Raw genomic sequence first — 26,310 nt, 5'->3', positions numbered from 1 at the left:
AGTATTTACATGACGCTTGTCTTGGTGTACTATTTAACTAACACACTAAGACAGGAGGGGAGAAATGAAAATCGAATTTTCTCCAAATACACCAATTTACATTCAAGTAATGGAATACGTAAAAAAGGAAATTGTAACAGGACATTTATTGTCTGGTGATAAAATTCCCTCTGTACGTGAATTAGCGAGTGAATTGCAAATAAATCCAAATACGATTCAGCGTACATTTCAAGAATTAGAGCGAGATGGAGTTGTTGTAACACGTAGAGGAATGGGGCGATATGTAACGAATGAAGGGGAGAAAATTATGGAGCTGCGAAAAGATATGGCGAGAGAATTACTTCATTCTTTTATAGATGGAATGGACAATTTAGGTTTTTCAGAAGAAGAAATTCTTACAATCCTTCGTTCTTCATTACATGAGAAAAGGGAGGAGAGCGAATGACAGAGTTATTAAAAATAGAAAACTTATGGAAGCGGTACGGATTAAAAGCGGTGATTCGTGAGTTAAATATAGAGATTACAGAAGGAAAAATCGTTGGGCTTGTTGGAGATAACGGAAGCGGGAAAACGACGTTATTAAAAATGATTGCAGGCCTGCAGCATCCTTCAGAAGGTAGTATAGCAATTAACGGTAAAAAAGTAGGATTAGAGACGAAAGAAATCGTTTCATTTATGTCTGATAAGCCAGTTTTTGATGATTGGATGACTGTAAAAGATGCTTTATTTTTCTATCGAGATTTTTATAAAGACTTCGATATTCAAAAAGCAGTAGATACGATTGCGGAATTTAAAATACCGTTAGAAGAAAAAATTACAGCATTATCAAAAGGGATGGTGGAAAAGCTTCAAATTATTTTAACGTTTTCTCGAAAAGCGAAGTTATATGTACTGGATGAACCACTTGGCGGGATTGATCTTGTTTCTAGAGAGCACGTATTAGATCTCATTCTACAATTTTATAGAGAAGATTGTACAATACTAATCTCAACTCATTTAATAAATGAAGTTGAAAATATTTTTGATGAGGTAATCTTTTTAAAAGATGGAGAAATTGTATTGTATGAAAATGTAGAAGAGTTACGTTTTCAGAGAGGGAAAGCTGTCACGGAGGTGTTTAAGGAGGTGTTTAGTAGATGAAGTCGAGCTTAATATATATGTACAATGTAAATAAAAAGCAAATTATTATTGCATTGTTATCATTTATATTCGTTGTAGCTGTAGCTTTCGTAAGTTTGGGAAATTATATTAAGCAAGAATCAGGAGAGGTAAGGCAAGCAATTATAGTTGGTGTGGTTATGGTAGTATATATAACCTTTTTAGCATTGATATTTATTCAGGCGGTGTCTGCATTTGGAAAAATGACTGAAAGCACATTATTCCGGTTAACAACGATATCAGGTGGGAAAATTGTTTTAGCAATATTGTTATATGCTGCAATTGGTTTATTTATTTTTGAAGTAATAGGTTCTATTTTTTTATATAGTATTTCTATGAAAATAATAAAAGGTACAGAGCTCTATGAAATATTATTTACCCAAAGTGTATTAAATCCATTAAAGCACCTATTTAGTACTATTATATATATATTTAATTTTTCTAGTATATTGCTTGTTTTGCTTTTTGTAGTAGCTAGCGTTAAAGTGTTTTCTTTGAAAAAGAAGAAGTTAGAATATCCAATTGTATTTTTCTTATTTTTAATAGTAACAAAAGTATTGGGCACTATATACGGAATGTTGGGCGGTCTTGCTCCTACAGCGTCTTTAATAACAAAGTTAGTGTATATAGATGAATCATCAGGAGCAAATGTGCTGCTCTATCAAGAAAAACTTATGAATATATATAGTATTTGTTTTTCTGTCGGAGTATTTATTTTACTTGTTTATATAACAGGTCGCATAATCGACAAAAAACTAGAAGGCTAAAGGAGGAATCAGCATTGGGAAACGTAGTAGTAAAATTAGAAAATGTTCGAAAAAGAATTGGTGGAACGGAAATTATTCGCGGTTTATCATTTGAAGTTCAAGAAGGAGAAGTGTACGGTTTCCTTGGACCAAATGGAAGTGGTAAGACGACGACGATCCGGATGATGACAGGTCTTATATCAATGACAGAAGGCGATATTACAATTTGTGGTCATAGCATTCGTACGGAGCGTGAAAAGGCGTTAGAGCAAATTGGAGCGATTGTAGAAAACCCTGAACTATATGATTATATGACAGGAATGCAAAACTTAAAGCAGTTTGCAAACATGGCAATTACCCCAATTAGTAAAGAGCGCATCGCTGAAATTGTAAAGCTTGTTGAATTAGAGCATGCCATTCATAAAAAGGTAAAAACATACTCACTTGGTATGAAACAGCGTTTAGGAATTGCACAGGCGTTACTTCATCAGCCGAAAATATTAATTTTAGATGAACCGACAAATGGATTAGATCCAGCTGGTATTCGCCAAATTCGTGATTATTTACAACGATTAGCGAAAGAAGAAAATATTGCGGTCATTGTATCAAGTCATTTATTAAGTGAGATTGAATTAATGTGTGATCGCGTTGTTATTATAAAGCAAGGTGAGTTTGTACAAGAGTATAACTTACATGAACAAGCGAAAGATGATGAAACAGTTGTAGTTGTATTTGAAGTAGATCAAGTTCAGAAAGCGAACGAAATTATTAAAGGGAAAGTACAAGGAAATGTAATTGTGACAGCTATAATGAAAGAAGAGATTCCGCAAATTGTAAAACAGTTAGTGCATGCTGATGTACTTGTGTACGGTGTGACAGTTCAAAATAAAACGTTAGAGGATGAGTTCTTAGCGATTACAGGGGGAGTGAAAGCGTAATGTTTAAATTAATTCAAAATGAATTTTTGAAGTTACATGCGAAAAAAGGTATGTACATTTTAATAGGTGTAATTGCAGCATTGGAGATTTTGGGAGTTTTAGGGATGCTGAAATGGGGAGGAGGAAATGAGTTTAAAGGATCATATTTCGATTTTATAAGTTCAGAGATTGGTTTAATTATCTTATTTGCAACAATTTTTGGAATCACGATTGCTTCTCGTACAATTACTGATGAGTTTCAAAAAGGTACAATTAAGCAGTTATTAATCCGTCCGAGAAAACGAAGTACAGTTTTGTTCTCTAAATATATTACAGTGTTACTTACTATATTATTTATCATATTTGCTAGCACGTTAATCGCAATGATTATTGGCGGAATTGTAATGGATGGCAGTAAAACTGAATTAACATTAGGAATTGTATTAAAAACAATGGTATATCAACTTTTATCACCATTTTTCTTTGCAACGCTTGCATTTTTCTTAGCAAACGTATTTAGAAATTCTGTATTACCATTAATTATTACGATGTTCCTATTTTTCTTACAAGGAGTAATTAATATGGTACTAATGATGTTTGCAAAAGGTGTAGCGAAATTTGTTGTGTTCTTCCATTTAAATTTAAGTGTTTACGATAGCAATAAATTAGTTAGTGGTGGAATGGAACCACCATTTACAGAATTTACGTTTACAACTTCATTATTACTTGTAGTTGCATACTTTGCTGTATTACTGGTAGCATCAAGTGTATTATTCCAAAAACGTGACGTATTATAATAGAGAAAATCCCCGTGTTAACGGGGATTTTTATTACATAACGTTCTCCTAGATTTTAACTGGAAGAACAGTAATACGGTATTTTAAATAAAATGTACTATATATTTTAAGAGATATGTTGTTTGAAATCATTTGAGAAAAATAGGAAGATTTTCAACTATATTCATATTATAATTTAGTTCTCCGACCATTTATTTTTACTATCTCTGGAGGTGTTCAATATGCAATATGCATTTTCACGTATAAGGCTACGTAGTTTTTTTGGATGGATGATTATAGGGATATTCCTAACGATGATTCCATTAAGTTTATCAGGTGCTTCTGACAATACGATAGAGTTCATGTCACAAATATCAATATTTTTCGTATTTCCACTATTGTGGCTATATTTAAAAACAAGTAAAAATAATGTTGTTTTTAAGAGTTTTTTTGATAAGCCCAGCCGTTTACATTGGGGGTTAATTATATTAGCAATGATAATGGGAATGATTTTTTCAGTCGGTATATCCCAAATTCAATTCTATATATTAGCACATACTTTACCTAATTTCTTAATTACTATGTTAGAAGACGGAAATGTTATTAATACGAGTAACATATATATGACGATATTTACTTTCATATCAGCGTGTGTATTAGCACCTATTATGGAAGAAGTTATATTTAGGGGCTTCTTTTTACAGCGAATGGCTTATAAATGGGGGATTAAACGAGCGGTTATTATATCCTCTCTGATTTTTGGACTAGGACATTTTGATGTTATCGGTGCTTTCATGTTCGGTGTTATTATGTGCCTTCTATACATAAAGACAAAAAATATATGGACGAATATTGCTGTGCACGCTCTTAATAATTTGATTGCGACAAGTATGCAATTTGTAAGTGGAGATGGAAGTGACGCAATCTCGATTACGGAATTACAAGCACAAAGTAATTTATGGATCGGTATTGGTCTTGTGATTGTCGGGTTACTTTGGTTAATCCCTTACATTTGGAAACAATGGCGTACAGTAAAAGAAGTTGGTGTGCCACCGATTCGTTTCATAAATGAAGAAAAAGTAGTGAATACATCAGAAGAAAATGAAATATATAGCCAAGTGATAGTAACAGATAGATTGATGGCTGTAGAACTACCTGATGAAGCTGTAAATAAGCTTCGATTAGAAGAAAATGATTATGTAACAGTTTCTGTAGAAGAAGATAAAATTGTTATAAGGAGAGCACATAATAGATAATTAAAAAGTAGCTCTTTAGGAGCTACTTTTTAATTTGTAATAACTTCCACACGGAAGTTATTACCGTTTTTCACATATTTAATATCTGTAACGGTCCGAACAGTTTTTAGAAGTTCAACCTTTTCACCAATTCGAGGGATGGTTGGAACATTGTCCCAAATACCAAGTAAGTCATCTAATTGTGCCGTTTTTTCATAAAACCAGATTTTCAATGTAGTGCCCCTTTCTCGAACTTTATGTATTTTAATACATAATATATCATTTTTATTCTTATTGTAAGGGGTTTTTTATCTTTTTGTGAATAAAAATGAATTATTCTTCTGGGAAGATATGTTCTATGTCTGGGGTAAGAGCTACTTCTGATAATACGATATGAGAAACTGTCGTTGCATATGAAGAAACATCATTGATAAATTCTTCAAGTTCAACGAGTGAAGGAACAGAAATTTTTACAATGTAGCATAAGCTTCCTGTTACTCGGTAACAAAAACTTGCAGATGGATAAGACTGAATAAACTGTTGCATACGTGTTGTATCACCATTTTTTAAAGTGATTTCTAAAATACAATCTAAAACAAGTCCTGCTTTTTTATAATCAATATCGATTGTGTATTTTTGAATCACTCCTTCACTTTCGAGTTTACGGACACGTTCTGCAGTAGATGGAGCGGATAAGTTTACTCGCTTTGCCAATTCTCGCATCGAAAGGCGACTATCATTATATAATTCATTTAAAATTTTTCGATCAACACGGTCTAGTTGCATTTGTAAATAAACCTCCAGTAAAATGATATTTTTTGTAAAGTAAAAATATAAATTAAGATTCATATGAAATGTAAAGTGAACTTTATTTATTTTACAATAAAACAGAAGGAAATAGGAGGGGAAATGATGGAGAGGATTTCATTATCAAATGTAGGAGATACAAAGTTTCAAAAGTTATTAGGTCATAATCCGGATATATTACATTCGTGGAGTGCGTTAGAGGATACAATGTACAATAAAGGAACTCTTTCAGCAGAGTTGAAGGAGCAAGTGAGACGAACATTAGCGTATGGGAATGAATGTCCGTACTGTATGGCAAAGGGAAGACCTGATGGTATGCAAAAGGTAGAAGAAATTAGTGTAGCAGTTACTTTTACGCATACATTTGTTAATGACCGAAAGGCGATAGATGATAATATGTTTCATATATTAAAACAATATTGGACTGAAAAAGAAATTGTAGAGCTTTGTGCCTATATTTGTTTTATTACCGCGTCGCAGCAACTGGGTTCTCTGTTTCAATTACAGCCCAATTAAATAGGGGGATAGTATGCTTAATCAAGTAGCACTTATAATCATTGATGTACAAGAAGCATTCAACTTGCCGTACTGGGGCATGAGGAATAACCTTTTTGCGGAAGGGAATATGAAAAGTTTGTTAGAAGAGTGGAAAAAAAGGAAACTACCAGTTTTTCATATTCAACATGTAAATAAAGAAGATGTTCAGTCGATGTTTTATCAATATGCGGAAACGGTAAACTTTAAAGAAGAAGTGCAACCAATGCCAAATGAAATAATTATCCAGAAATCCGTTAATAGCGCGTTCATTGGGACAAATTTAGAAGAACAATTAAGAGAGCAAAAATGTAATACGGTAGTGATTGTAGGATTAACAACAAATCATTGTGTGGAGACTACAACACGGATGGCAGGTAATTTAGGATTTACAACGTATTTAGTGAGCGATGCGACGGCTACTTTTAATCGTATAGGTCCAGACGAAATAGAGTATAGTGCAGAGGACATTCACAATATGACGCTTGTAAACTTACATGATGAATTTGCTAAGATTGTTACGACTGAAGAAGTCTTAAAATTATTTTAAAAAAATAATTACGGAATTATGTAGAAAAAAATAAGAATATTTCGTATAATCTAAGTATAATCATTTTAAAAATAGGGGTGGCATCATATGAAGAAAATTCCAGTAAAGAAAATAGAAGAAGTACTAGTTTTAGCAGGGGATAATAAACAAAAACAAAAGGAATTTTATGAATTGCTCTTAACAACTGATTTTTATGTTGCTGGTTCATTAGAAGCAGCGGACGGGGCAACAGAAGGCACACTTCGTTTACGTCATTTCCAAGGAGAAGATAGATGGATCGTTCCATTCTTTACACAAGTGGAATTTGTAAAAGATGTGTTGCCAGAAGGGACACCCCTTATTACGATACGTGGAAAAGAATTATTTGGTAGCATCGAGAAAGATGCGACAGCTGTATTAAATGTTGGAACAGATATGAGTAAAACATTTATTCCAGAAGAAATTGCAGATATAGCATCAGGACGAATCTTTAATTATTATAAGTAAAAGGAAAAGCTTAGCAGCTTTTCCTTTTCAGAGTGTTGGGAAACCCTTTAGGGTTCCCAACACTCTGAAATCTTTTTGATTTTAGCAAATGAAAACAACATAAAATAATAGAATTTAGAAAAATAGCCCTCCACCAGACCCTTTTTGGTCAGATGGAGGGCTATTTTTTTCATATTTTGACAAGCTGAGGTGAGATAAGCCTGCATTTGGACAGACTTCAGCCCCCGAAACCGAGCATATCGATAGCCATGGAGTTCTTTGGCGTCCGCAAAGCTTCGCTCTATAGTTGAACAGCGTACTTTATACAACTTTTTCCCTGTAACTGTTAGCTTGTTTTTTCTAGCGATATCTTTATATTTCTCCCATACATGATGAGTGATAACTTTTTGTTTCTGTTTCTTTGAAAAGCACACCTCACGTAGCGGACAAACAGCGCAGTCTTCTGGATTCGATTTATATTGACGATATCCTTCGCGATCCGTTGTCGCATACTCTAAAATACATCCCATCGGACAAGCAAATGCATTCATTTCTTCTACATATTTAAATTGGCTTTTCGGTACTTCTTTATTTCGCTTTCCAAATCGGCGATACCCCATCACCATAAATATATTTCTTTCTGATAATTTCTTACAGATATAACCTGTAAAATAGCCTGCATCAAGAGCTACAGCTTCCACCTTAAATCCGAATTTATTAATTTGAGCTTGTAGACGTGCTAAATACGGCTCGGAATCTGCCATATTTCCAGCCGTTATATAGGTATCTGTAATGATATTGTACTTCGCATCAGTTGTACGATGATCTAAGAAATGAAAACCGTTCGGTTTTCCATCTCTCATTAAAAATCCACTATCTGGATCCGTAGTGCTTATACGAGTTTTTTTAGTAGGGGTATCACTTTCCTTTCTAGGTTTTAATTCTTTTTTCCGTGTACCTCACGATCTTCGATTACCGCAGCTTCTAGTTCATCTATATAAAACTTTGCCTTTTCTTTTTTATATTTATGTACAAATTTATTTTTATTAGCATTGGCCTTAATATGTGTAGAATCTGTCATCAGTGCACGTCCTCCCACCATCCGGTTCTCCGTCGCTTGCCTCACAATCTCATCAAAAATTTCTTCGAAAATATTTGTATGAATAAAACGGGTACGGCGATTCCAACTGATTGTAGAATGATCTGGAATAGTATCTGATAGAGAAAACCCTAAAAACCAACGGTAGGCGATATTCGTTTTAATCTCCTTTTCCAATTGACGCTCAGAACGAATACCATAAAAATATCCAATAAACATCATTTTGAATAAAACGATAGGATGGATTGACGGACGTCCATTGTTTTCACAGTAATAAGGGCGTAACTTCTCCTCAATAAAATCAAAACGAATTGTCGCTTCAATCGCACGAAGGAAATGATCTTGTGGAACTAACTCTTCTACAGAAACAGATACACGTTCATCGCGATGATTTTTTAAAGCACCCATCATAAGAAATCTCTCCTTTTCCTCTTTTTTATCAGTGTTGACACATAAAAAGAGGTTCAGACACAAAAACAGGCTGTGGAGAAGACTTTCTCCACAGCCTGAAAAGGAAAAGCTTAGCAGCTTTTCCTTTTTAATTTGAACATGGAGTGGCTATACCAGAAGAAATAGAAACAGTTTTGTTATTTGTATTTATTGTTGCTGTAGCTCCGAGGGGAATACCAATATTTGGGCTTATATGTCCGATTGGTAAACCGAATAGCACAGGTATATTATATGGTGTGAAATATTCATATAATATTGTTTGCAATGATTGGGATGGTTTAGAAGGGGTGCAGTCGTGACAACTTGTGAAAATAACGCCACTGCATTCATTAAACTGTCCAGATAAAAGTAGTTGATTTAACATCCGGTCAATGCGATAAGGTTCTTCACCAATATCTTCAAGCAATAAAAGTTTATTTGCCGTAGTTATCTCATAGGGCGAGCCAATTATACTTGTTAACACAGTTAAATTCCCTCCAACTAATGTGCCTGTAACTGTACATGGAGAGGTAGGTACGATACATTCTGATGCATATAAGATAGATGAATACGGATGGAAGAGTTGATTGAAAGAAGATAAAGAGAAAGAATCTATACCTTTTCCTAATTCTTCAATCATTGGACCATGAAAAGTAACCAGCTCCGCATAACGTGAAAAGGCAGTATGCAAAGCCGTAATATCGCTATATCCCCAAAAAATCTTTGGATTCTGTTGAATGATTTCATATTGAATGTAAGGGAGAAGGCGAGCGCTTCCGTAACCACCCCGTGCACAGAAAATCGCTTTGACCTTAGTATTTGCAAATGCTTCATGTATATCATCAAGACGAACTTGATCACTTCCAGCTAAATAGCCATACTTCTCATAAACACTCTTTCCAATTAATACGGATAATCCCATCTCTTGTAGTACTTTCACACCTTTTAAAACATTTTCGGGCGTTGGTGGGCCTGATGGGGCGATAACCATTACAGTGTCACCGTGTTTTAATGCATTTGGATAAATCATTGTATTCCCTCCTTCTCTTTCAATATATTCGAGCGGTGAGGGTTCAATCCTTGCAAAAGCAGGGGAAAACATGCCACATAAAGAAGGTATAAGGAGAGTAGGAGGGAAAATGATGTTTACAAGCCGAGTTACAGAAATATTACAAGTGAAGAATCCTATCATTCAAGCTGGGATGGCAGGTGCTATTACAACGCCAGAGCTCGTTGCAGCTGTAAGTAATGGAGGAGGATTAGGTACGCTTGGAGCTGGCTATATGAGCCCAGAACAAATTCGTGAAGCTATTTATAAGATAAGGGAGTTAACAGATAAACCATTTGGTGTTAATTTACTTTTAACAAAAGAGGTAAAGATAGAAAAAGAAAAGGTAAAAGAGGCGAACGTATTACTTGAATCGGTGAATAGAGAACTAGGTATAGAGGGAGAACAGGCGCTAAAGCTGCCGAAAAGCTATGCAGCGCAATTACAAGTATTATTAGAGGAAAAAGTACCGGTCGTTAGCTTTGCATTTCAAACGTTAGAAAAAGAAGAAATAGATGAATTAAAAAGAAGAGGAATAAAAGTTGTCGGTACAGCTACCCATGTAGCAGAAGCGAAAGTACTCGCCGAGTTAGGCGTAGATATTATCGTCGGGCAAGGTAGTGAGGCAGGAGGGCATAGAGGAACGTTTATTGGGAAAGAACGTGATGCTATGATTGGTACGTTTGCGTTAATTCCGCAATTAGTAGCAGAAGTACCTCATATCCCGATTGTCGCAGCAGGTGGTGTAATGAATGGGCAAGGGCTTGTTGCGGCATTTGCATTAGGGGCAGAAGCTGTTCAAATGGGATCAGCCTTTTTAACGAGTGAAGAAAGTATTACGCATGATGTGTATAAAGAAGCGATTTTACATAGTACAGATACAAGTACAACTGTAACCCGTGCGTTTTCCGGGAAATATGCACGGGGTATTCGTAATGAATTTATTGAGAAGCATGAGGGAAGAGAAGAGAATTTACCGATGTATCCAGTGCAAAACGTATTAACTTCTAAAATACGCCAAGAAGCAGCGAAGCAAAATAAGGAAGAGTATATGTCGCTTTGGGCGGGACAAGCATCATCATTAGCACGAACGGAATCAGCTCAGCACGTAGTGAAACGTGTCATGAATGAAGCGGAGAATGTAATCGAACAATTACAAAATGTATATAGAAAAAGACCACTTGAATAATTCAAGCGGTCTTTTCGTTAGTTTGCTTTATAAAATTGTTGGATAGCTTCGTCGATGTAAACCCAGCCTTTCCAACCTAAGTGCATATGATCTTTTAAGAAGTACTTATCATATTCATGATTTGAGAAGTCAGCAATTGGATAGCCAGCTTTCTTAATTTGCTCATGAACTTTATTGTAGTATAATTCGCGTTTTTCTTTCGGGAAGCCAGCGTAATCATACCAAGGACCTTTTACAGGAACAGAAATGAAGAGTGGTTTTGCACCAGATTGTTTTAATAAATCAAGTACAATTTGTAAATCTTCATACTCTGGTGATTGGTCATAAGCATCATTTTTTAAGTAACCTTCACGTTGCTTTAATTTCTTCTTAATTTTGCTATTGAAGTAATCATCTTCGATACCGTATTCGTTAGAGCCTGATTCTACTGCACCTGTTTGATCAGCATGCTTACGAGCTTCTTCCCAGTTCATTTGTTTCAATGATGGATCAAGCGTTTCTTTATGCGGCTTAATATCAAACATTGCTGTAAATAAATCTTTACGATCTAAAATGTTACGATAAATATAAGCGAAAGGCTTAGCAGCAAGTGCTTTTACTTTATACTTTGTATCATCGTAGGCGATACCTTCAAGCGAAATTTTTAGTAAAGTTTCTTTTTTAACAATCTCAAAGTTTAATAAACGCTTCGCAATTTGTTTTTTCATTTCAGGTTTTAAATCATCGTTGAAAATGAAGTGGTAACCTTGTTGTTTTGAAAAGTTAGGTGCAAAGTGCGTTTCATCAATACCTTGTGGTACAAACCATTGCGGAGAAAGAACGAATATCATTTTTTTATCTTTCAATTGATCCATTGTCGATGCTAAGTTTAATACATGTACAAGGTCTTGTGTTCCGCCGCGTCCAAGCAGGAATGGTGTGAATCCTTCAGGCTTTACTTTGAAATAATTCGATGGATGGAAAGCATCCATACGTGCGAATTCCGATGAACCGTACATCGGAAGATATTTCGGGTCTGCTAACATCTTTTGCTGTAAAATCATACTTTGAATCTTTTCTTCTTTTAAAGAAGTCGCAGCTTGTTCTACTTTTTCATCACTTAAAAGTGGAAGTAGGAAGCGCGTTGGAATAAGTAAGAATACAGCAAAAAGGGCCAATGCTAAAAGCATCGGACCAAATTTTGCTTTGTTCATCGGATGTCTTCCAACTTCTTAATAACCATATTTGGTGTAGCCCACTCATCACGGTCAAAATCAGAAATAGAAACTTCAATATCTAAACGCTCTTGGAATTCAACTAATAAAGATACTACAGCGAAAGAATCAAGAATACCTTCTTCAAATAATTGAACATCTAAGTTTTCTTTCACAATATCGTTTTCACATACTTCTTCTAAAATATCTAATACTTGCTCTTTGAATTCTGCCATTTTTAAAATCTCCTTTATATCCGAATATATTATATGTGCAACTTCTTAATGGAATAAGAAGAGTGCATTAAAAGTATCTGTTAAGGTGTCCAGAGAAAATTAGGAAACCGAAACATACAACGTGGAACGTAATTACAATCGCAAGGACGCGTGTAAATTTATTATTTGGCCAAAACTTATGCTTCTTGTTTTTTCGTTCGAAAATATCGAATAAAATAAACAGTGCGGCATGATATAGACCGTAAATAATATACTGAGCAACAGCGCTTCCTTGGATGTGCCAAATTCCCATGATGAAAAAGTTTAAAAATGCACCGATATACGAAATTGTGTAGCGGTTTTTAATTAACTTTTTCTTCGTTGCAAAAAAGACGAAACGCATGTAAATAAAATCACGGAACCAGAATGATAAACTCATGTGCCAGCGGTTCCAGAAGTCTTTAATGTTACGACTAAGGAATGGCTTATTAAAGTTTTCTGGCGTTTTAATTCCCATCATATAACTTACACCAATTACAAATGAGCTATAACCAGCAAAATCGAAGAATAGATATAAGCTATAGCTATACATATAAATCATATTTGAAAAGATTGTATCGTGTTGAGCGAATGCTGGATCCATAAAATATTGCTTTATTAAGTAAGCAATAATAAATTTATACAAGAAACCTTGGAAAATACGATTTAGTCCTGTATATAGTAAGTTTTGATATTCTTCAGCGCTAGGTGGCTTTTGAATATCTTTTTGGAATCTTCGGTAACGATCGATAGGTCCTGTTGAAATCGCAGGGAAGAATAAAACGAATTCCCAGAAGTTAAAGAAAGAAAGTTCTTTAATTAAACCATCACGAACTTCAAATACCATTTGAACTGCTCTAAATGTTACGTAAGATATACCTAGAAAAACAACAAGTTTCAACTCAGGTAAAAATGATGCAAACGGTGCGATTTTTGCCAAAATAAGTGGCAAAATTGATAAAATAACAGCTATACAAAACGTGAATGTACTATTATTTTGTTTTCTTAAAAGTAAATAGCCTTTAATAAGGGCGTATTGCCAAATAATAAATGCAGCTAACATCATTGCTTGCTTCGGTTTATCAGAGAAGATAATAGCAATCATTACTAATGTTAAAACGGCATTATATTTACGCAACATTTTACCTTTTAATCCAGCTATGATAGTAGGTATTAATAAAATGCCCACTATAGCGAAAAAATAAAATGATCCATATGCGGTCATGCTGTAACCTCACTCAATAATTTTTTGCGATCTACCTTTCCATTTGGTGTCATTGGAATAGAAGATTGATACATGAATTTACGTGGAATCATGTAGTTTGGTAAACGCTCATTGAGTTCTTTTTTGATTGCAGATGTTAATTTGAATTCTTTTTCAAACGAATGCTCTCCAGGAACAACAACCGCTAATAAATAATCGTATTTTTCACCTTTTTTAATTGGAACAATAACTGCTCCTTCTACGTAAGAACACGCACGAAGATGATGCTCAATTTCTTCTAATTCCATTCGATAACCATGCAGCTTAATTTGGAAATCAAGACGACCATTATAGAATAGAAGACCATTTTCAACATAGCCAGCATCGCCTGTTTTATAGGCGCGCTCACCGTCAATTATAGTAAATGCTTTTTCTGTTAATTCAGGGCTTCCTAAATATCCAACGCTTACGCTTGGACCGACAATTACGATCTCACCTTTTTCACCATCAGGTGCGATTGTGCCATCTTCTTTCATAATAAGAAGGCGACAGTCTGATTTACAGTAGCCAACTGGAAGTGATTTGTATTGATCAAGCACTTCTGCTGTAACGTGAATACCCGTTACAGCGACAGTAGCTTCTGTTGGACCGTACGTATTCATAATTGTTGCTTTCGGGAAACGCTCAATTAATTTTCTAGCTACTTCATTTGGTAACACTTCACCGCAGAATAAGAATGTTTTCATGTTTGGTAGCATACTCTCAGAGAAAGATGCTTCCATTAAACACATTTCAGCGAAAGATGGTGTCGAAGTCCATACTTGAATATCCGATTGCTCTAAAGAAGCAAACAAGTCTTTTGGACGTGCAATCATATCTTTATCGATTGCCCAAAGTGTACCACCTGTTACTAATGATGGGTAAATATCCATTACAGATAAATCAAATGAGAAAGGTGCTTGGTTTAAGAATACTTGCCCTGTTTGTAAGTTGAAATCTTCTACAGCCCATTTTGTAAAGCTAACAAGGCAGTTATAAGTAATCTGAACCCCTTTCGGATTACCTGTACTTCCTGATGTGTAAATAATGTAGAAGTTCTCATCACCTTTTACCGCATGTTCAGGATTTGGAATGTTCCCTTTATGAGTAAAGAAAATATCTTTTAAGTTGTCTTCACTTACAATGCGAACTGGTAAATCAGTTACAGTTACTTCTGTTTCTGATAAAAGTAATTTCGCACCAGAATTTTCAGCGATACGTTGTACACGATCAGCTGGGATAGATAAATCTACAGGAATGTAAGCATGTCCAGCTTTTACACATCCTAAAAAGTTAATAATCATTTCAGGTTGCATATGGCCATACACCATAATTGGTGAACGATCATCTGGATACTCAGAAGAAATCCAATGTGCTAACGCATCAGAATCTTCCTTTAATTGTTTGTACGTAATTTTCGCATCTCGCCAAACAAAAGCGGTTTGATCAGGCGTTTCTGCAGCCCACTTTTCAATTTGTTCTAATAACTTCATAACGTTCCCACCCTAGAATTCATTGTAAATAAATGTACTTGTGTTTGTATCATGGAATCCATACAACCAAAGTAATGCAAATAAAATTGCAAGGTAATAAACCGTCTTTGCAACCCATTGTGTGAGTGGTCGAGACCATATCTCTTTTAATCTTTCCATGTCTTTCCCTCTCTTAATGAAATAATAGCTCTTTGTAGGTATCATGTCCTACATTATTGTGAAAAAAACAAAATTCCACATTTTAGGTAAAAATAAGACAAAAGGCTCTTTTCTGATATTAGCACTAAATACTAAAAAAGAAAATCCCTAACTTAGCAATTATATTACATTCAGCATGAATTTGTAATGGGTTTGACATGTAAATAGAAAGTAGATTGTGTGAATGTATAAAAGTGGCCTGGGAGAATGTATAGAAATGCAATATTTGTTTGTATCTTTAAATTTTTCATAGTTAATTTATGAATTGCTAAAGTTTCTTAAAAGGAGGAATTTCTGGTGAAGAGCGTGTGGAAGGATCTTATTTCAGAAGAAAACATTATTAAATGGAGACGGCATTTTCATAAATATCCAGAATTATCATTTCATGAAAAAGAAACTTCGCAATTTATATATGATACATTATGTTCATTTTCTTATTTTGAAGTAACAAGACCGACTAAGTATAGTGTACTAGCAATTAAAAGGAGCGTGCAAAAAGGAAAAGTAGTTGCTATTCGAGCGGATATAGACGCATTACCAATTCAAGAAGAGACACTAAAGTCCTATGCATCGGTCAATAAAGGTATCATGCACGCATGTGGGCATGATGCACATGCTGCTATTTTGTTAAGTGTCGCAGAGACGATAGCAAATATAAAGGAAGAGTTTGTAGGCGAAATTCGTCTGTTTTTTCAGCATGCAGAAGAAGTATATCCTGGCGGTGGACAAGAAATGGTTGAGGCAGGTGTTATGGATGGTGTTGATTATGTAATAGGTTTACATGTTATGTCTGGATTGGAAAGCGGAAAGATTGGAATTGTGTATGGGCCGATGATGGCAGCACCAGACGTGTTTACAGTTGAAATTAACGGAAAAGGAGGGCATGCGGCGCGGCCGGAAGAAACGGTAGATCCTATTGCTATTGGAGCACAAATTGTTACAAACTTACAGCATATCGTATCAAGAAATACAAGTGCTTTTATGCAAAGGGTAGTTTCAGTTACACAATTTCATGGGGGAATGGCGGATAATATTATTCCAAATGGAGCAACTTTAATGGGAACTGTTCGATCTTTTAATCAAACATTAAGAGAGGAAGCAAAAGAGAAAGTTGAGCAAATTGTGAAAGGAATTACAGAAGCTCATGGAGGGGATTATACATATACGTATCGTTACGGATATGATCCAGTTATTAATAATGAGTACATTACGAAAATAGTAGAAGAAAGTGCGATGAAATTGTTCGGAAATCAGCGTATTGTGCATCTTGAACCTTCTATGGGAGGAGAAGATTTTTCAGCATATTTAAGAAAAGCACCTGGTTGTTTCATTAAAATAGGGACGGGAAATAAAAGTATCAATACTTGTTATCCTCATCACCATCCGAAATTTGATGTGGATGAATCAGCCCTAATTTATGGAGTTGAACTATTTTTAGAGACAACTATAAGGTTACTAGAAACGTATAAAGAATAAAAAAAGGCAACTGCGCTCTATCGCAGTTGCTTCTATTTCTTTCCGTCAGAGAGGGCTGAGAAAGAACTATGCTCATTTATAGTATATGAATAGCTAACGGACAAGCTTGTACATTTTAACTATTTTTTTAAAAATAGTTATTGACTTTGATTATCAATTTCAATTAATCTAAGTGTGTAGATGAAATTGATAATTATTATCAGTTAGATAGATGAGGAATTTTAATGAGAAAAACATTTCACCTTTTACGAAGGGGATTAGAAAATAAAAATAAAGATGTCGATAAGCATATTGAGTGGCAACGAAATGTAATTCGTTCTGAATATGTAGGCGAGAAGAATACAAGTCAAACAGAAAAAGCGATACATAGTAAAGGGAGAGATTCAGTTGAGTAAGTTAATAATGATTTATGCAAGTATGAGTGGAAATACAGAGGAAATGGCCGATCATATTGCGGGTGCGATTCGTGAAACAGAAAATGAGATTGAAGTCATTGATATTATGGATACACCAGAAGCTTCTATATTAGAACAATATGACGGTATTATTTTAGGAGCTTATACTTGGGGAGACGGTGACCTTCCTGATGATTTCTTAGATTTTTATGATGCAATGGATGCGATTAACTTAACTGGTAAAAAAGCAGCAGCATTCGGTTCTTGTGACTCGGCTTATCCGAAATACGGTGTAGCGGTTGATATTTTAATAGAAAAGCTGCAGGAGCGCGGGGCAGCAGTTGTGTTAGAAGGACTAAAAGTAGAATTGACGCCAGAAGATGAAGATGTAGAGAAATGTTTACAGTTTGGAGCTGAATTTGTAAAACACCTTTCTTAATGGCAGAAGGGAGATGAAGAGCAATTGCATGAGAGAATCTCAATTAAAACGATGACAGATTATCATTTATATGATTTTATGCGTTGTCCACATAAATTTTATTTCCGTCATATAAAAAGAAGAGAACCATCTTCATTTGAATGGCAACAAATAGCACAAATGATTGTGAATCAAATTATTAAGGAGTATTACACACTACCAGCGGGCCAACAAACGAAAATTTTACTTTTAATATTAATAGAGAAATATTGGAAAAAAGTAAGGGTTAATATGTTTGCTTCCAAAGCAGAGTACTATATTGTTTTAGCGAAGTTAACAGATCACTTATTACAGTTTGTTGAACGAGATGAGAGTCAGGCACCGCCGTTATTTTTATATGAGAAGTTTCAAACATATATGGAAGAGTTAGGTGTTCATATTTCATTGACATTTGAAGTTGGTGAGTGGGGCAAACAATCATTTGTAATTAAAAAGTATGTTGTCGACGCGAATGAAGAAATGCTTGCTCTTTGTCAGAAGCTAATGACTGTGTTTAGTTATAAAGCTTTCGGCATTCTTCCAGGAAGAATAGAAGTTATTAATTTAATAGAAGGAACTAAGTATGAGTACATTCCAAAACAAGAAGATATTATAACTGGAATGGATGATTTATTTAGAATGAAAGAAATGCTGCAACAACCTGAGCACTACACAGAGCGAAATTTTCGTTCTGAGTGCATGAGCTGTGCCTTTCGTAGTGAATGCCAAGTGGAAGAGGCAAAAGAGGAAATGTTGCAGAAGAAAAATATCGTACATTAAAGGATGCATTTTGCATCCTTTTTATTATTGACATGAAAAGCTTTTCATCATTTACGGTATATTTGTAGCAGATTTTAATAAAGTGAAACTTTAATCAGTGGGGGTCTTACTGCCCGGCAAATAGCGGGATAAAGGGAGGAATAATCAATGAAAGATGAAACGAAAGTATTTCAATGGTTAAAAGAACAGAATGCTCCTTTTGGAATTCAACTGCAAATTTTACAGGCGTTTCAATTGTATAAAGTTATTGTTGAAATGGATAAAAAGTTAATGATGTATGAAGAGAGAGAATATAGGGAGAGAATTTAATCTCGTCCCTGTAATATTGCTTTCAATTGTTCTTTACTCTTGTTTAATTCTATTTCGTTATTTGTCTCAATGTTATAAATAAGGTTATGTAGTAAAGGGCTGTATTGATAAAAGGTAGTGATGCGGTGAATGAGTAATGGATCGTGGTGAGAAACAAGTACACTGTATTGTTCATATACAGATGTAGTAAACTCATGACCGAAATCATAATATAGTCCAGCAAAATCAAAAGCGGGATCGCCAATTTGGGCATCTCCAAAATCGATAACACCTGAAATGGTTTTGCTTTGGTTGTTAAATAAAATGTGATGATGTGTAAAGTCAGCATGAATGATTGTATTTTGAAAGGTAGATTTAGCTATATTGGCAAAGAAATTTTCGAATAAACTATTTAAGGCTGATTTCTGTAATGAAGTAAAACTGTTAGTAAGATATTGATTTAATTTTGTTTGTAGCTCTGTCCAGTAGGTAAGTGTTTTTTCGATAGGGAATCCTAGCGTTTCAACACGTTTTAAAGGAATACTATGTAAAGTCGCAAGGAAAGTGGCTAATTGTGTAATAATTACTTCAAGTTCTTTTTTCTCTAACTTGGCAACTATTTCAGTTTTTAACGGTTTACCATGAATGAGAGGATAATAGCTACAAAATGGAACAGTATCACAATCATTCTTATACAATAGGTGATACTTAGGAATTTCGATTCTTTGTAATGAATGAGAAAGAATGGTGCATAGTTCTTTTTCTAACGGAATTCGGTTTGCATATTCAAGTCTTCGCGGGAAACGAAAGAGTAAATCGTCATTTATAATAACCGCTATATTATCCCAGCCTTCTTCATTTTGCCTATATGAATGTATAGAAAGGTCAGGCAGGGCTTGTTTTATATATTGCTTGTAATAGTTCATAGTCACTCCTCATCTCTAAGTAAAAGTTAAATTATTCCACTTTATAATATCAGAATCTTCTTTCTTTGTGGTAATCTATAATTATAATTTGAAGGAATGTTGGTGTGTATTACGAAGAAAAGAATAGTAATCATTTTTATATGTATCGCTTTTGGTTTGTTTTAGTCATATAAAGAGACGGTTTTTGCTACCTTTAAATCGATAGATCAGTACGAGTTAAATCAGGAAATAAAGAACAAGGGTATAGAAATTTTAACTGATAAAGAAATGAAAATGATAGGAGAACACTTTGTGACAGCACAACTATCAGTGTTTGAGTTTGATAATAAAGAAGATGTGAAGATAAAAAGCGAAGAGCTATTTGTAAATAGAGGGCATGAACAATTAATGAAAAATTATTATCCAAATCGTTTTCGGAATTTAGAGTATAAATTTACAAACGAGGAGATACGTGAAGTGACAGATGAGAGTTTTTGCTATCATGCTGTAGCGTACGTTACTGGTACTGAAAATGATAAGAGAAGTGAAATGAAATTAAATTAAATTATGACATGAAAATTGTAAAGGTTAATAATATATTTATGGTGCTGGAGCAAAAGCAGTATGTACAATAAAAAACCCTCTAGTAGAAGAGGGACTTTAAAGATTTTCATTTTGTTGCCCAAGTTCTTTTTGAGCAATGTATAAGTTTCCTTGCTCCACTTGTTTTAGTGTATGAACAGAATCTCCTGCATATCCTTTTTCTGTTTTAACAGTTCTTTTTGAACGATCAGATTCTTGTTTCTTCATATAATAAGCCACCTTTCATTAAAAATAGACGAAAATAATGAGTACGAGTAATACAGCTGCGAAAATGGTAATGCCCATTAAAAAAGAGGTGTTTTTATATTTAGGTGGCTTATGTACATCTTGCCTGTATCCAGGTGAAATTTCAGGTGCGAATTCTTCATCGAATGATTGTTTCTTTTGTTTTTCGTCCATATGTACCCACCTTTCTTTTTCATTATGTTACACGTTACAAGAAAAAATATGCATGAAGAAAACAGCCGCTATAACATTAGCGACTGTTTTGTGTTGTATATTTTCTTTGTACTTGAAAGAGACGGATAAGTAGGAAGCTTGCACCAAATGCCAGACCGATAATAAGACCGATCCAATAACCTTTTGCGGCCCAGTCAGTATAAGTTGCTAATATGTAACCAAGAGGTAGGCCTATCACCCAATAAGCGATCAATGTCATAATTAAGGCAACATTTACGTCTTTATAACCACGCAACGCTCCTTGTACTGGAGTTGCAATCGCATCTGAAATTTGAAATAAAATCGCGAATATAAGAAATTCTTTTGCTAAATGATGAACTTTTGCATCTGTCGTATAAATAGAAGCAATTTCATCATCAAAGAAATAAAGAAGAATTGAATACAAAAGAGCGAATGCAAGGGCTAACCCAATCCCGATAAATCCATAGTGTTTTGCATTATTGTATCGTTTTGCACCAACTTCAAATCCAACTGCAATCGTCATTGCCATTGCTAAACTGAGCGGAGTCATATATAACAAGGAAGCAAAGTTCATAGCTGCTTGATGTGCTGCAATAGTTGTTGTACTAAAATTACTCATCATAAGTGTTACTGCAGCGAAAATACTCGTTTCAAAAAAGATAGCAAATCCGATAGGGACGCCAAGTTTTAAAAATGTATTCCAACTTGCAAGAGAAGGGCGGTATAACTGTTTAAAGATATTAAATGATGCGAAAGGCTCTTTCGTCCGAATAATAATGACTGTAATAATTAAAATGCACCAATATGTTGCTGTAGAAGCGATTGCCGCACCGACACCGCCGAGTTTAGGGAAACCGAAGTTCCCAAAAATTAATAAGTAATTTAATACGACGTTAATTGGTAATGATAGTAATGTAATAATCATCGTTGTTCGAGTTTTTCCTAATGCATCAATAAATCCACGTAAGACAGTGTAAGTAAATAAAGGGATAATTCCAATTGCGATAATACTTAAAAATTGTGCAGCAATACGTTCTACAGGTTCTTCTAAGTGCATGCCGTTTAAAATAGGTGAAACAACGAAGAAACCGATAAGGATGACAACGAAACTAGCACAAATTGCTAAATAAACTGCTTGTATAACAACGTGGGGAACATCCTCTTTTTTCTTTGATCCAATCAGTTGTGCAACAATAGGAGTAGTAGCCATTAAAATTCCTGTTAATCCCGTACTAACTGGAAGCCATATACTCGTTCCGATAGCAACACCTGCTAAATCAGTAGGACTTGCATGTCCTGACATCGTCGTATCAAAAAAGCTCATCGCAAATAATGACATTTGCGTTACAAAAATCGGGAAAAAGAGTAAGACAAATTGCTTTAACTTTTGTGAGAATGAAGTAGTTTCTTTCATAAAATCCCCTTTCAACATAAAAAACAAACTCTTATTATCATACAATTTAATCAAAAAATAGAAAAGAAATACGCGTATACAACAAATGAAATCAATAAAAAAGGATGCACTTTGAAAAGGGATAAGGTATTATGATAAGGTGTGAAAAAATTACATATTCGTTATTAAGGAGGCACTACTTGTGGCTGATTGGTTAATTGGAATAATTATGGGTGCTGTTGAAGGTTTAACAGAGTTTTTACCAGTTTCATCAACAGGACATATGATTTTAACAGGTCATTTACTTGGATTTGACGATGAGAGAGCGAAAGTTTTCGAAGTTGTTATCCAATTGGGATCGATTTTAGCAGTTGTTGTTATATTTTGGAAGCGTTTATGGTCATTAGTCGGAATAGGGAAAGTAACAGATGGACCATCGTTAAATTTATTACATATTATTATCGGGATGATTCCTGCCGGAATTCTTGGTGTATTATTCCATAGTGCAATTAAAGAAGTTTTATTCGGTCCAGGACCGGTTGTTATTAGCTTAGTAGCTGGTGGTATTTTAATGATTGTTGCTGAGAAGTTTTCAAAACCAAGTACAGCGAGAACGTTAGATGAAATCACATATAAGCAAGCATTTACAATCGGGATGTTCCAATGTTTAGCACTTTGGCCAGGATTTTCTCGTTCTGGATCTACAATAAGTGGTGGTTTGCTAGCTCGTGTTTCACATACAGCGGCAGCGGAATATACGTTTATTTTAGCAGTGCCAATGATGGTAGCTGCAAGTGGATTAGATTTAATTAAAAGCTGGGATATTTTAAGCACGGCTGATATACCATTATTTGCAACTGGATTTATTACAGCATTTGTTGTTGCGATGCTTGCAATTGTTTCATTCTTAAAATTATTAGCTCGTGTAAAACTAACACCGTTCGCTTATTATCGTTTCATTTTAGCAGCGGTATTCTATTTCTTCCTTATGTAAGAATAAATTATCGGAAATACCCTATAGATTAGACGCTTGAAAAAGGTCTATTCTATAGGGTATTTCTTTTATAGCAGGAGAAAATAAAATTTTTGCTCTCATTTACTTGTATTTCACTATGTAAAATATGACATAATGATTTTGTTATATTAATATAAATAAAATTTATAGGGTATTTGAGAGGAGCAGTTTAGTGAGTTTTGCAATAGAAATAGTAATTCCAGCACCAATTGATGTTGTGTTTGATTATGTAAATAATGATGAGAAAATAATGGAATGGAGTACCTTTATGGTAGAAAATAGGTATCCTCCAAATGTAGATATAAACAATCCCCGTGAAGGTGATAAATATGTATCTGTGCAAAAGATGGGTAAGAAAATATATGAGTTTGAGGCGGAAATTTTAGAGTGTGAAGCACCTTATATCGTTTCAGTTGGATGTGAGATGAAGCAAGGTTATACAGCTGTAACTTATATGTTAGAAGAGGATGAAGAAGGTACATCGATTACTTTAATCGTAGAATTTGAACCGAAGAATTTTTTATATAAGATTATGTACAAGTTGACTGGGTGGATGACACGTGGAATATACATGGGTGAAATGGAACGTTTAGCAGAGTGCGTAGATGCTGCATATTCTCAGAAAAAAGGATTATAATTTTGTAAAATAAAAAACATGCCGAATTCGGCATGCTTTTTATTTTACTACTTTTTCAATCATGCTTTCCATTACATGTTCCCAAAGAGAAGTATCATCAGCTAAGGTAGCACGGAAATTAGCATACATTTCTTTTTGTTTTTCCTCGAATGTTGGATCTTCTTTTTCTGGCAATGTAGCACGCATAGAAGTTACTAATTCTTGCACTTTTGGAGCGCGTGGTCCAAAGACGGCTTGTTCATTTCCGTCTTTATCAATGAAAATAAAGATTGGAATCGCACGTGCTGTTCCATTTGTTAAATATTGATCCATTAATTCTAGGTTTTCATCACGAATTAATAATCGCATATCGATATTTGCAACTTCAGAAATTCGTTTCATAACAGGTACACATAAAAGAGCGTCGCCGCACCAGTCAGCTGTTAGTACGATAACGCGCCAGCCATCATTTTGACGTTCTTCTAAAACTGGAAGTAATTCATTTGGAATTAAAAAGTTACTGTAAATGTGTAGTAGCTCGTATTGGTTTACTTTCATTTCATTCACATATGTATCAAAGGACATGCCTTTATCAGCCCATTGCTGTAAGTTCATAAGTAACACCTCTTTAGTATGATTTGCTTTCATTGTACCAATTTTTATATAGAAAAGCTTGTATTCTTACTCTTTCTTATCGCTTAATAATTTATTTAGTATGAAAAGAAATAGTGCGACACATAGTTCAGCTGTATTTGACATTTGTATGCTCTCTATCCAGTCGTCGGCAGTATGAATGACGAACCAATCTAGTGTAATTTCAATAATGGAGAGAAGAGCAATTGAGAGCCAATTGGGCATACTTGTCATCATTGGATGTAGGAGCGCTTTAAAGAAAATGAATATAAAATATGTAATACCATCTAATAAAAGAATAAGTAAAAAAAAGAGTAGGAGAGCTGTTCTTGATGAATATTCTATACCTGTAATTTGAAAGATTCCTACATATACAAAGAATATAAATGCAAAGAATATAGTGAGAATAAGAATAACAACACTAATAATAATAGTCTTATCTATTAGACTGAGATTAGAAAGTTTGTCTTCTTCACTCATTATCCCAACTCCTTTTTCTGGAAAATTAATTTCATTGTACCATGAAATATCTGTTAAAAAACTACGGATTATGGGAAAATAAGGTGACAAAAAGTAAGATTTCATGTAAAATTATTAATAAGGTTTTTATTTAACTAAATGAAATAAAAGGGGCTGTCAAATTTGTCTCAAAATCGAGAGCAATTAATGGAAGAACTATCGACAAATGTTTTTGCTATGTTTCGCACGTTGCGTAATGATCTTGGAAAAATATTTGGTGGTTACATACCGTGGAATGAGTTCATCGTCCTTAGAATATTGAATCGCACGAATAAAGAGATGGTATCACGTGTAGCGAATGAGTTAAATGTGTCGAATAGTCATATTACAGCCGTTACAGAAAAATTAATTAATAAAGGTTTTGTCACTCGTTCACGTTCTACGTCAGATCGCCGAGTTGTATATTTAGAGATTACAGAACAAGGGAAAGATTTAGTGGCGAAAATGGAAGGTGAGAAAAAGAAATATTTACAAGAAAGATTCTCCGCACTTTCAGAAGACGAAATGAATGTAATGATATCTATTTCTAAAAAACTTATTTAAATAATTATAAGTAAGAAAACGCTTACGTAATGACGAAGAAGACCTTCCTTGTATAGGGAGGTCTTCTTTCGTGTATAAAAGATTATAAAAAAGAAAATATGTACCATACTACTAATAAAGGAAGGAGGGGGAAATATGACGAATCGTAATGGTAGTCAAGGAAGTGGAAATCAAGGTTCACCAAAATCAGGGCAATTCCAGCAGGAGTTCAGCACTGAATTTGAAACAGGTAATGATAACAAAGGAAAAGAATATCGTTCGAAAAAAGGAAGCAAGTCAAAAAAGGAGTGAATCATTTCACTCCTTTTTTGACTTAAGATGCTGCAGATTGATCCGTATTATATTTTTCTTCTGATTTTGAAACAATCATTGCGCAAATTGCATCGCCAGAAATATTTACAGCTGTTCTCGACATATCAAGAATACGGTCGATACCAATAATTAAAGCAATACATTCTACTGGTAGATTTACTTGATTTAAAACCATCGTAAGCATTACTAGTCCAACACCTGGTACACCTGCAGTACCGATACTAGCGAGTACTGCAGTTAATACGACCATAGCTAATTGCGGTAATGTAAGTTCAACCCCGTATACTTGAGCGATAAATACAGTCGCGACACCCTGCATAATGGCAGTACCATCCATATTAATCGTTGCACCTAGTGGTTGTACAAAAGAGCTTATCGCTTTTGGAACTCCAAGTTTTTCTTGTGCGGTTTTCATAGCAAATGGAAGAGATACATTAGAGCTAGATGTACTAAATCCAATTGCCATTACCGGTCCAAAATGTTTAAAGAAACGAATAATACTTTCTTTTGCCAATACCTTTAATAAGCCGCCGTATACGAAGACACCGTGAATAATGTTGTTTTTATAGATTTGTGAAACAGGCATTTCTGCTGAGAGATAGGGATAAGAAAATAAAAAAA

Annotated in this window: 35 protein-coding genes and 1 pseudogene; 20 read left to right on the top strand and 16 right to left on the bottom strand. The window is 34.5% G+C overall.

All coding sequences use genetic code 11. The annotated features are described in order from the left end of the window. Positions 1–64 precede the first annotated feature (64 nt). From CDB3_RS17500 to CDB3_RS17475, 6 genes are all read left to right on the top strand, one after another. On the top strand, positions 65–445 hold the full coding sequence (locus CDB3_RS17500) for a GntR family transcriptional regulator (RefSeq protein WP_128855375.1): 381 nt from the start codon (positions 65–67) through the stop codon (positions 443–445). Beyond that, positions 442–1,140 carry an ABC transporter ATP-binding protein gene (locus CDB3_RS17495; protein ID WP_128855374.1) on the top strand — a complete coding sequence of 233 codons (699 nt, stop codon included), beginning with the start codon at positions 442–444 and terminating at the stop codon, positions 1,138–1,140. Before CDB3_RS17500 ends, CDB3_RS17495 begins: the two co-directional genes overlap by 4 nt. Beyond that, entirely contained in the window at positions 1,137–1,925 is a 789-nt protein-coding gene (locus CDB3_RS17490; protein ID WP_128855373.1) for an ABC transporter permease, read from the top strand. Before CDB3_RS17495 ends, CDB3_RS17490 begins: the two co-directional genes overlap by 4 nt. Positions 1,926–1,939: 14 nt before the next feature. Next, on the top strand, positions 1,940–2,842 hold the full coding sequence (locus CDB3_RS17485; RefSeq protein ID WP_128855372.1) for an ABC transporter ATP-binding protein: 903 nt from the start codon (positions 1,940–1,942) through the stop codon (positions 2,840–2,842). Continuing rightward, positions 2,842–3,618: an ABC transporter permease gene (locus CDB3_RS17480; RefSeq protein ID WP_128855371.1), complete on the top strand. Its 777-nt coding sequence runs from the start codon at positions 2,842–2,844 to the stop codon at positions 3,616–3,618. Before CDB3_RS17485 ends, CDB3_RS17480 begins: the two co-directional genes overlap by 1 nt. Before the next feature lie 221 nt (positions 3,619–3,839). Further along, on the top strand, positions 3,840–4,853 hold the full coding sequence (locus tag CDB3_RS17475) for a CPBP family intramembrane glutamic endopeptidase (protein ID WP_128855370.1): 1,014 nt from the start codon (positions 3,840–3,842) through the stop codon (positions 4,851–4,853). 29 nt (positions 4,854–4,882) lie between these two features. Here the strand turns inward: CDB3_RS17475 and CDB3_RS17470 are convergent, their stop codons facing one another. Together CDB3_RS17470 and CDB3_RS17465 are read right to left on the bottom strand one after the other, a co-directional pair. After that, a complete protein-coding gene (locus CDB3_RS17470) occupies positions 4,883–5,065 on the bottom strand; it encodes a DUF3913 family protein (RefSeq protein ID WP_128855369.1) in 183 nt (60 codons plus the stop codon). Positions 5,066–5,165: 100 nt separating this feature from the next. Beyond that, positions 5,166–5,618, bottom strand: coding sequence for an Lrp/AsnC family transcriptional regulator (locus tag CDB3_RS17465; RefSeq protein ID WP_001175497.1), 453 nt, complete (start codon positions 5,616–5,618; stop codon positions 5,166–5,168). 63 nt (positions 5,619–5,681) lie between these two features. Here CDB3_RS17465 and CDB3_RS17460 point away from each other — a divergent pair, with 63 nt between their 5' ends. The 3 genes from CDB3_RS17460 (at position 5,682) to CDB3_RS17450 (ending at position 7,209) form a co-directional block, all read left to right on the top strand. Continuing rightward, positions 5,682–6,155 carry a carboxymuconolactone decarboxylase family protein gene (locus CDB3_RS17460; RefSeq protein WP_128855368.1) on the top strand — a complete coding sequence of 158 codons (474 nt, stop codon included), beginning with the start codon at positions 5,682–5,684 and terminating at the stop codon, positions 6,153–6,155. A 13-nt stretch (positions 6,156–6,168) separates the two neighbouring features. Beyond that, positions 6,169–6,723 (top strand): cysteine hydrolase family protein, encoded by a 555-nt coding sequence (locus CDB3_RS17455; RefSeq protein ID WP_128855367.1) that lies wholly within the window; start codon positions 6,169–6,171, stop codon positions 6,721–6,723. A gap of 87 nt (positions 6,724–6,810) precedes the next feature. Then, positions 6,811–7,209, top strand: a complete 399-nt coding sequence (locus CDB3_RS17450) for an SseB family protein (protein ID WP_128855366.1) — start codon at positions 6,811–6,813, stop codon at positions 7,207–7,209. Positions 7,210–7,256: 47 nt separating this feature from the next. Here the strand turns inward: CDB3_RS17450 and CDB3_RS17445 are convergent. Together CDB3_RS17445 and CDB3_RS17440 are read right to left on the bottom strand one after the other, a co-directional pair. Next, positions 7,257–8,698 (bottom strand): IS1182 family transposase gene (locus tag CDB3_RS17445; protein ID WP_372708522.1). Its coding sequence is split into 2 segments (ribosomal slippage): positions 7,257–8,137 and positions 8,137–8,698, totalling 1,443 coding nucleotides; the frame shifts between segments, so codons are not numbered across the junction. Between the two features lie 127 nt (positions 8,699–8,825). Continuing rightward, the gene (locus CDB3_RS17440) at positions 8,826–9,746 is read right to left on the bottom strand and encodes a S66 peptidase family protein (RefSeq protein ID WP_128855365.1); all 921 of its coding nucleotides are present in this window, start codon (positions 9,744–9,746) and stop codon (positions 8,826–8,828) included. Positions 9,747–9,816: 70 nt separating this feature from the next. On the opposite strand from CDB3_RS17440, the gene CDB3_RS17435 reads away from it, so the two are divergent. Continuing rightward, complete coding sequence (locus CDB3_RS17435; protein WP_128855364.1) at positions 9,817–10,953, top strand: NAD(P)H-dependent flavin oxidoreductase; 1,137 nt, start codon at positions 9,817–9,819, stop codon at positions 10,951–10,953. A 17-nt stretch (positions 10,954–10,970) separates the two neighbouring features. On the opposite strand, the gene dltD is transcribed toward CDB3_RS17435, so the two are convergent. The 5 genes from dltD to CDB3_RS17410 all read right to left on the bottom strand — a co-directional run bounded on the left by dltD (position 10,971) and on the right by CDB3_RS17410 (position 15,295). Continuing rightward, positions 10,971–12,146 carry a D-alanyl-lipoteichoic acid biosynthesis protein DltD gene (gene dltD, locus CDB3_RS17430; RefSeq protein WP_097831821.1) on the bottom strand — a complete coding sequence of 392 codons (1,176 nt, stop codon included), beginning with the start codon at positions 12,144–12,146 and terminating at the stop codon, positions 10,971–10,973. Then, positions 12,143–12,382, bottom strand: a complete 240-nt coding sequence (dltC, locus tag CDB3_RS17425) for a D-alanine--poly(phosphoribitol) ligase subunit DltC (RefSeq protein ID WP_000807309.1) — start codon at positions 12,380–12,382, stop codon at positions 12,143–12,145. The genes dltD and dltC overlap by 4 nt, the downstream gene beginning before the upstream one ends. A 67-nt stretch (positions 12,383–12,449) precedes the next feature. Beyond that, complete coding sequence (gene dltB, locus CDB3_RS17420) at positions 12,450–13,625, bottom strand: D-alanyl-lipoteichoic acid biosynthesis protein DltB (RefSeq protein ID WP_128855363.1); 1,176 nt, start codon at positions 13,623–13,625, stop codon at positions 12,450–12,452. Further along, a complete protein-coding gene (gene dltA, locus CDB3_RS17415) occupies positions 13,622–15,136 on the bottom strand; it encodes a D-alanine--poly(phosphoribitol) ligase subunit DltA (protein ID WP_128855362.1) in 1,515 nt (504 codons plus the stop codon). Before dltA ends, dltB begins: the two co-directional genes overlap by 4 nt. Positions 15,137–15,148: 12 nt before the next feature. Next, positions 15,149–15,295, bottom strand: coding sequence for a teichoic acid D-Ala incorporation-associated protein DltX (locus CDB3_RS17410; protein WP_000440293.1), 147 nt, complete (start codon positions 15,293–15,295; stop codon positions 15,149–15,151). A gap of 336 nt (positions 15,296–15,631) precedes the next feature. On the opposite strand from CDB3_RS17410, the gene CDB3_RS17405 reads away from it, so the two are divergent. The 5 genes from CDB3_RS17405 (at position 15,632) to CDB3_RS31725 (ending at position 18,751) form a co-directional block, all read left to right on the top strand. Beyond that, positions 15,632–16,810, top strand: coding sequence for an amidohydrolase (locus tag CDB3_RS17405; protein WP_128855361.1), 1,179 nt, complete (start codon positions 15,632–15,634; stop codon positions 16,808–16,810). Between the two features lie 224 nt (positions 16,811–17,034). Next, entirely contained in the window at positions 17,035–17,205 is a 171-nt protein-coding gene (locus CDB3_RS31730; RefSeq protein WP_179139721.1) for a hypothetical protein, read from the top strand. After that, entirely contained in the window at positions 17,198–17,644 is a 447-nt protein-coding gene (locus tag CDB3_RS17400) for a flavodoxin (protein ID WP_097831816.1), read from the top strand. The genes CDB3_RS31730 and CDB3_RS17400 overlap by 8 nt, the downstream gene beginning before the upstream one ends. Before the next feature lie 24 nt (positions 17,645–17,668). Then, a complete protein-coding gene (locus CDB3_RS17395) occupies positions 17,669–18,442 on the top strand; it encodes a hypothetical protein (protein WP_128855360.1) in 774 nt (257 codons plus the stop codon). 147 nt (positions 18,443–18,589) lie between these two features. Then, complete coding sequence (locus CDB3_RS31725) at positions 18,590–18,751, top strand: hypothetical protein (protein ID WP_002149564.1); 162 nt, start codon at positions 18,590–18,592, stop codon at positions 18,749–18,751. Here CDB3_RS31725 and CDB3_RS17390 read toward each other — a convergent pair. Then, a complete protein-coding gene (locus CDB3_RS17390; protein ID WP_128855359.1) occupies positions 18,748–19,656 on the bottom strand; it encodes an aminoglycoside phosphotransferase family protein in 909 nt (302 codons plus the stop codon). The genes CDB3_RS31725 and CDB3_RS17390 overlap by 4 nt on opposite strands. A 96-nt stretch (positions 19,657–19,752) precedes the next feature. On the opposite strand from CDB3_RS17390, the pseudogene CDB3_RS17385 reads away from it, so the two are divergent. Next, positions 19,753–20,270: pseudogene (locus CDB3_RS17385) on the top strand (biotin transporter BioY). Positions 20,271–20,295: 25 nt separating this feature from the next. On the opposite strand, the gene CDB3_RS31720 reads toward CDB3_RS17385, so the two are convergent. From CDB3_RS31720 to CDB3_RS17375, 3 genes are all read right to left on the bottom strand, one after another. Further along, the gene (locus CDB3_RS31720) at positions 20,296–20,445 is read right to left on the bottom strand and encodes a hypothetical protein (protein ID WP_097831811.1); all 150 of its coding nucleotides are present in this window, start codon (positions 20,443–20,445) and stop codon (positions 20,296–20,298) included. 18 nt (positions 20,446–20,463) lie between these two features. Then, positions 20,464–20,637, bottom strand: coding sequence for a hypothetical protein (locus tag CDB3_RS17380; RefSeq protein ID WP_000343684.1), 174 nt, complete (start codon positions 20,635–20,637; stop codon positions 20,464–20,466). Positions 20,638–20,713: 76 nt separating this feature from the next. Beyond that, on the bottom strand, positions 20,714–22,072 hold the full coding sequence (locus CDB3_RS17375; RefSeq protein ID WP_128855358.1) for an MATE family efflux transporter: 1,359 nt from the start codon (positions 22,070–22,072) through the stop codon (positions 20,714–20,716). 181 nt (positions 22,073–22,253) lie between these two features. Here CDB3_RS17375 and uppP point away from each other — a divergent pair, with 181 nt between their 5' ends. Then, entirely contained in the window at positions 22,254–23,045 is a 792-nt protein-coding gene (uppP, locus tag CDB3_RS17370) for a bacitracin resistance undecaprenyl-diphosphatase (protein WP_071744808.1), read from the top strand. 193 nt (positions 23,046–23,238) lie between these two features. After that, positions 23,239–23,703: an SRPBCC family protein gene (locus tag CDB3_RS17365; RefSeq protein ID WP_128855357.1), complete on the top strand. Its 465-nt coding sequence runs from the start codon at positions 23,239–23,241 to the stop codon at positions 23,701–23,703. A 39-nt stretch (positions 23,704–23,742) separates the two neighbouring features. On the opposite strand, the gene CDB3_RS17360 is transcribed toward CDB3_RS17365, so the two are convergent. After that, entirely contained in the window at positions 23,743–24,330 is a 588-nt protein-coding gene (locus CDB3_RS17360) for a thioredoxin family protein (protein ID WP_128855356.1), read from the bottom strand. A gap of 33 nt (positions 24,331–24,363) precedes the next feature. After that, positions 24,364–24,795, bottom strand: coding sequence for a regulatory YrvL family protein (locus CDB3_RS17355; protein ID WP_128855355.1), 432 nt, complete (start codon positions 24,793–24,795; stop codon positions 24,364–24,366). Positions 24,796–24,957: 162 nt separating this feature from the next. Between CDB3_RS17355 and CDB3_RS17350 the strand changes: the two genes are divergently transcribed. After that, the gene (locus CDB3_RS17350; protein WP_128855354.1) at positions 24,958–25,377 is read left to right on the top strand and encodes a MarR family winged helix-turn-helix transcriptional regulator; all 420 of its coding nucleotides are present in this window, start codon (positions 24,958–24,960) and stop codon (positions 25,375–25,377) included. Between the two features lie 135 nt (positions 25,378–25,512). Next, positions 25,513–25,668, top strand: a complete 156-nt coding sequence (locus tag CDB3_RS17345) for a hypothetical protein (RefSeq protein ID WP_002011733.1) — start codon at positions 25,513–25,515, stop codon at positions 25,666–25,668. Between the two features lie 22 nt (positions 25,669–25,690). On the opposite strand, the gene CDB3_RS17340 is transcribed toward CDB3_RS17345, so the two are convergent. After that, on the bottom strand, positions 25,691–26,310 hold a 620-nt coding region (locus tag CDB3_RS17340), incomplete at its 5' end, for a dicarboxylate/amino acid:cation symporter (RefSeq protein WP_256869870.1).

Source organism: Bacillus sp. CDB3, assembly GCF_002081505.1.
Lineage (GTDB): Bacteria > Bacillota > Bacilli > Bacillales > Bacillaceae_G > Bacillus_A > Bacillus_A cereus_AT.
Note: the sequence above shows the minus strand (reverse complement) of the source record. Positions and strands in the feature narration are given on the sequence as shown.